6 protein-coding genes are annotated in these 4,890 nt (G+C 54.4%); 1 reads left to right on the forward strand and 5 read right to left on the reverse strand.

From position 1 onward, the window contains the following. The coding region (locus tag NA637_RS23960) for a hypothetical protein (RefSeq protein WP_256074997.1) at positions 1-213 on the reverse strand (213 nt) is incomplete at its 3' end. Positions 214-218: 5 nt separating this feature from the next. Here NA637_RS23960 and NA637_RS23965 point away from each other — a divergent pair. After that, positions 219-1,229 carry a glycoside hydrolase family 5 protein gene (locus NA637_RS23965; protein ID WP_256074999.1) on the forward strand — a complete coding sequence of 337 codons (1,011 nt, stop codon included), beginning with the start codon at positions 219-221 and terminating at the stop codon, positions 1,227-1,229. A gap of 59 nt (positions 1,230-1,288) precedes the next feature. Here the strand turns inward: NA637_RS23965 and NA637_RS23970 are convergent, their stop codons facing one another. The 4 genes from NA637_RS23970 to NA637_RS23985 all read right to left on the reverse strand — a co-directional run. Continuing rightward, entirely contained in the window at positions 1,289-2,269 is a 981-nt protein-coding gene (locus NA637_RS23970; RefSeq protein WP_256075000.1) for a phosphoribosyltransferase family protein, read from the reverse strand. A 62-nt stretch (positions 2,270-2,331) separates the two neighbouring features. Further along, positions 2,332-3,096, reverse strand: coding sequence for a glycosyltransferase (locus tag NA637_RS23975; protein WP_256075001.1), 765 nt, complete (start codon positions 3,094-3,096; stop codon positions 2,332-2,334). Continuing rightward, on the reverse strand, positions 3,059-4,342 hold the full coding sequence (locus tag NA637_RS23980) for a hypothetical protein (RefSeq protein ID WP_256075002.1): 1,284 nt from the start codon (positions 4,340-4,342) through the stop codon (positions 3,059-3,061). Before NA637_RS23980 ends, NA637_RS23975 begins: the two co-directional genes overlap by 38 nt. Positions 4,343-4,514: 172 nt before the next feature. Then, the coding region (locus NA637_RS23985) for an NAD-dependent epimerase/dehydratase family protein (protein WP_256075004.1) at positions 4,515-4,890 on the reverse strand (376 nt) is incomplete at its 5' end.

A 4,890-nucleotide genomic window follows, 5' to 3' on the forward strand; every position in this document is an offset into this window, starting at 1 on the left:
CCCATAAATAAATTCTCTGCCTGTAACCCGTGAAAAAAGTTGTTGGCGCCCGACAGCAATCTTGGTGGTCGTGCGCCGCCAGGCGAAAGATTCGCCTGACAAAAATGAACAATGCCTGCCGTCACCGGACAAACGAAGCAGCCGCAGTATCTTCCCAAAGAACAGAAAGAGGTAATGAGATGTCAAGGACACGCAGCGCTTCGAACCGATCAAAAGGAATGCTCCTCGGACTCACGCTTGCCCTCTCGAGTGCCGCTAGCTACGCGGAAAATATCGACCTGGTCGGCTTGAACATCGGCGGTGCCGCTTTTTCCGGCAATGCCATACCCGGGAAATTCAATACAAATTATTTCTTCCCCAAGCCGGGCTACCTCGAACAATGGAAGAACAAGGGAATCAAGACGATTCGCTTCCCCATCATGTGGGAGCGTCTTCAATCGGAGTTGAACGGCGAGCTGGATGAAGACTACGCAAAACGGATCGAAGAGACCTTCGAACAAGCCGCCAAGTATGATATGCGCGTCATTCTCGACATCCATAACTATGCCCGTTATCGCAAGCAGGTAATCGGCACCGAGTCCGTGCCAATATCGGCGTATGCCGATCTGCTCGAACGTGTGGCCAAGCGTTGGAAAGACGAAAAAGGCCTTTATGCCTACGACATCATGAACGAGCCACATGGCGCCGACGAATACTGGACGGCTGCCGCTCAGGCTGGTATCGACGCCATCAGGAAACACGACCAGAAACGGCCCCTGCTTATCGAGGGCAACTTCTGGTCCAGCAGTTACCGCTGGCCGAAATTCAATGATCCGTTGTTGCAACTGAAAGACCCCTCCGACAAGTTGATATTTTCAGCTCACCTGTACATCGATAAACACGGCAGCGGACACTACAAGGAGCCGCTGGAGAAAAACTTCGACACCATGCTAGGCGTCAAGCGAGTCAAACCCTTTGTCGACTGGCTGGTCGAGCACGACAAACGAGGCCATATCGGCGAATTCGGCATTCCTGCCGATGACCCTCGCTACCTCGAAGCCATGGATAACTTGCTGGCTTATCTGCAGGAGTACTGCATCCCGATTACCTACTGGGCGGCGGGCTCTTCCTGGGGCAAATACAAACTATCCGTCGAACCCACCAAGGACGGCCGAGACCGCCCTCAGTGGGATGTACTCAGCAAATACGTCGGTCAGGGCGATTGCACTCGCATCGGACCTAACCACTGACGGTATTCACTCGCCCGGCAGGTTGGTTGCACACCCTGGATACACAACCAACCTCGCCTTCAACGCTTCGATAATGACGCTACGGGCGCCCACCTGCTCAATATCGACTTGGCCTTCCCAATCAGTTTCGCTTTGAGACTGTAAGTTTTTCGCAGTGCATTGGCCTTGAGGTTATAGACCTGCCCAGGCACATACATTTCATTGGTCTCGATGCAGTAAACCGGCTTGCCACTGATTCGCATGATCTCGATAGCTTGCTTGACTTCGCTTTCGACGAACAACCGAGTGAGCGGATGCTTGGCATACACCTCTGCCTTGAACCTGTGATGGATGTTCAAGCGCCGGCGTTCTTCAGCGGTGGGCAGATCCAGCATGTGCAGCGTTCCGTACTGCACGCCGTTGCGTTCCAGCCAGTCCTCCGTTTCGGCGCGATACTTCTCCAGCCGGCTGGTCACCAAATGCGCAACCTTGACCGAGGGAATGAACAAAGAGTGCGTGCAGCTGAGAAATTCCCGATAGCTCGGCCCGTCATCGTTCTCTTCACTCGTCGGATCGACACAGAGCACACCGTCGATATCCAGGCACGCTTGCGCCAGGTAAGGATGGTGCATGATGTTCCATTCGAAGACCCGTGGTTGTTCGACGAGCTCGAGATGAAAATCGACATGGTGCCGATTATGTTTCTCGGCAAACACCGCCATCGTCACCACCTGGCCGTCATAAACCGCGCGAACCTGTTCTTCCGCGGCACGCATCGACCTGGCCGATGAAATGCTGTCGTCGACCAGCAGAATCTTTTTCGCCTCCCTTGGTTTGACCAGTTCAGCGTGCTTGTAGGTGCGCGTGCTGCCCTTCTTCAGGTCGTCGTTGCGCAGGAATGAGTAGAGATCCGTCAACGGCAGATTATGTTTCAGCGCAATGATGCTGGCGACCAACATCCCACTTCTTGGTATGCCGACGACCAGACCGACATCGTTGGGAATTTTGCCGGCACATTCCGTACTCAACCGCGACAGATCATTCAGGCTTCGGTAATTCATCGAACTTTCTCCTGCACCCTGTTCTTTTGACAGTCCATTTTCCGGGCTCGGTTACCTGTTGCTCAGCGCCCCAACGAGGCGCGCAATTGCTTGGAATGCGTATGCACATAATGCAGCACATAGAGCGCTAACGCATTAGGTTTGGAAAAATTCAGAAAGCGCTTCCTGATATCCATGTCTTCACGAATCGCCTCGAAGCGTCGTTTATGTGAAACGCCGGTTGTATCGAAAATGCACAGCGGGAAAGGCAACTGAAGAACTTCAGCCTGCAAGTTCAGACCCTGAAGAAACTCGAGCAGCAAGCAGTAATCGGCCGACAGCTTGTAATCCAACCGGAACTTGAACTGCCGCAGTCGCTCGTTCTCGAAGTACATCGTTTGATGGCTAGCCGGCAAACCAAGCGGTGCGCGCTCGATGGGCCGAGCGGCGGTACGCTTCAGCTCGCCGCTCGCTTCTTTGCGATAAAAATCGCCGTAAATGAATCTTGGTTTGACGCCGGCTTTCGTCAATTCTTCATTGATCCGGTCAAGTACATGCGCATCAGCAAAGGAATCGCCACTGTTTAGAAACAGGGTATAGCCGGGAGTCTCAACGGCTCTTTGGCGCCCTTTTTCCATTGCATCGTAGATGCCTTTGTCCGGCTCTATTGTGATTTCTGCCTGACTGTCGTCCAGGCTTCGTAGCCACTCACCACTACCATCTTTTGACGCACCGTCAATTACGATCCAGCGAAAGTTCCGGTAAGTCTGGCTGGCCAGGCTCCGATAGGTTTCCTTCAGGCCATCAACATTATTCCAGTTTATAGTTACGATACTGAAACTGACCATAATTCACCTGTTCTAGATTTGCATTGAGAGGAGCATCCGCCGTCTGCAACTTGGCGTAATAGAGGAAGAACGCAGCAGCCATTCCATACACGTCGCCCGAGAATGTCAGCGCGTTGGACAGGGTGATATTCAACATGCTGACCACGAACGAAAGCTGTAATGCGGCAAGAAGGTTGCCCTTGTCCGTACACTGGCGCATGACCCAGATGAAGCCGCCATAGAACACCAGGACCACGACCGGCGTCAGGAAACCGTAACGGTGATAGACGCCGAAAATCCCCACATCCGCCAGATAGAAGTGCGAGTTATAGATCCTTGAGAACCCGCCATTCCATTGCAGGGACAACGCGCCCATACCGAAATAATTGTTGGCGCTGACAGCGTCGAGAATCACCGAAACAGTCGTGTCACGCACCCCAGGACCGGACGTCGCATCGAACAGCAAGGCGTCGAAGCGTGCGAACTGCTCATGATAAAACTCCGGAACCAGCAGATACGACACCACCAGAACCATCACACCCAGCGCACTCAGCTTCATTAACGAGTCGATACGCTTGCGGAAAATCCATACCCCCGCCAGCGCCCAGACCAGCATGGTCTGGCGTGTTTGCATGACCAACCACAGGTAGGCGACGAAATAGAGAAGAACGGCCAGCCGCCCAAGCGTGACGCGGTCCTTCATGCTGTACATCACCATGAACACGGCAATGGTCACGAACGGCGAGCCGATACGGAAGCGGTTCGGGCGCAGCAGGTCTTCATATTGCGTCCAGTCATCGACGGTGAACGAGGCAATCTGGTTCTGGGGAATGATCCCCAGGTAGTAGGCAAAGCCCAACGTCGCGCAAAACAGTGCGACATAAAGAAAGTACTTCGCCAGCTCTTCCTGGGTGGGAGAGGCCTTGATCAACAAGAACAGCGTCGGGAAGAACACCAGGTACTGGAAGAAACGACGTTCTTCCAGCAAACCATACGCCAGCGGCTGACCGAAGTTCAGGTTGGCGAGTACCGCCGAGATCACCGGTAACAGGCAGCCCATGAAAATGATCCACAGGCTCGTCTTGGACTGATAGACCCATTTCCACGCCACGAACAGACAGGCCGTTGCCGCAACCACCAACAGCAGGAACAGCTCTTGGAAGTACGCGATCCCGGCCCGTTTGTCATCCGTCAGGAAGAAGCAGGTCGAGTTCAGCAGTAACAGGATGAACAACAGATTCTTGTACGCCAGAACTTTCCTTAACAAGCGCTCTCTCCAGTATCCGATTGACGTGGCGAAACATAGAACCGAGCGGCCCATCCTGATGACCTGGATGAGGCAGCCCACTGCGGCGAAGAAACTTGCGCCATGGATGGACAACAGCAGCGGTAGAAAGGTCCGCTGCCGCAAGATGCATCCCTGGCGGCAGCTCTTTCGGTCAATGACGCGCCTGGTGCCGGTTTTCCACGAACCAGCGATAGGCGTCGCGCAGACCGTCTTCCAAGCTGATGCTCGACTGCCAGCCCAGTGCCTTGAGGCGCGAGACATCCATCAGCTTGCGTGGCGTGCCATCCGGCTTGCTGCTGTCGAACGTCAACTCACCCTGGTATTCGGTGACCCGTGCAATGGTTTCCGCCAGTTCGCGGATGCTGCAGTCCACGCCAGTACCGACGTTGATGTGCGAAAGCATCGGCTGGGTATGGGCCTGGTAGGTTTCATCATCCAGCTCCATCACGTGCACGCTGGCGGCGGCCATGTCGTCGACGTGCAGGAATTCACGCTGAGGCTTGCCACTGCCCCAGATCACCACCTCA

The sequence above is a fragment of the Stutzerimonas stutzeri genome (genome assembly GCF_024448935.1).
Lineage (GTDB): Bacteria > Pseudomonadota > Gammaproteobacteria > Pseudomonadales > Pseudomonadaceae > Stutzerimonas > Stutzerimonas stutzeri_AO.

Bases quoted from the DNA above. Each gene is read 5' to 3' on its own strand.
- NA637_RS23965 (WP_256074999.1), top strand. From the start codon at position 219: ATGCTCCTCGGACTCACGCTTGCCCTCTCGAGTGCCGCTAGCTACGCG.
- NA637_RS23970 (WP_256075000.1), bottom strand. From the start codon at position 2,269: ATGAATTACCGAAGCCTGAATGATCTGTCGCGGTTGAGTACGGAATGT.
- NA637_RS23975 (WP_256075001.1), bottom strand. From the start codon at position 3,096: ATGGTCAGTTTCAGTATCGTAACTATAAACTGGAATAATGTTGATGGC.